1 protein-coding gene is annotated in these 278 nt (G+C 52.9%); it reads left to right on the top strand.

Annotated features, from left to right (window positions below):
* On the top strand, window positions 1–278 hold a 278-nt coding region (locus R0J87_RS19795), incomplete at both ends, for a VOC family protein (protein WP_498888393.1).

Raw genomic sequence — 278 nt, 5'->3', positions numbered from 1 at the left:
CCTGTTTGCCGGATCTGAAATTCGTCACATTGAGCGTTACCCGGATGGCGAGTCGAAAGGCATGGTCAGGCAGGCCCGTTTTGTGCTTGCCGGCCGGGAATTTATCGCTATCGATTCGTTCATTTCACACCATTTTACGTTTACGCCTGCGATGTCTGTCTTTGTTGACTGTGAATCGGCAACCGAATTTGAGCGGGTCTATGCCTCGCTCACCGAAGGCGGTAATGCCCTGATGCCTGCGGATAATTACGGTTTCAGCCAGCGTTTCGGCTGGGTGA

The sequence above is a fragment of the Halomonas sp. SIMBA_159 genome (assembly GCF_046536035.1).
In the GTDB taxonomy this organism is placed as follows: domain Bacteria; phylum Pseudomonadota; class Gammaproteobacteria; order Pseudomonadales; family Halomonadaceae; genus Vreelandella; species Vreelandella venusta_A.
This window is presented reverse-complemented; position numbering and strand designations above follow the sequence as displayed.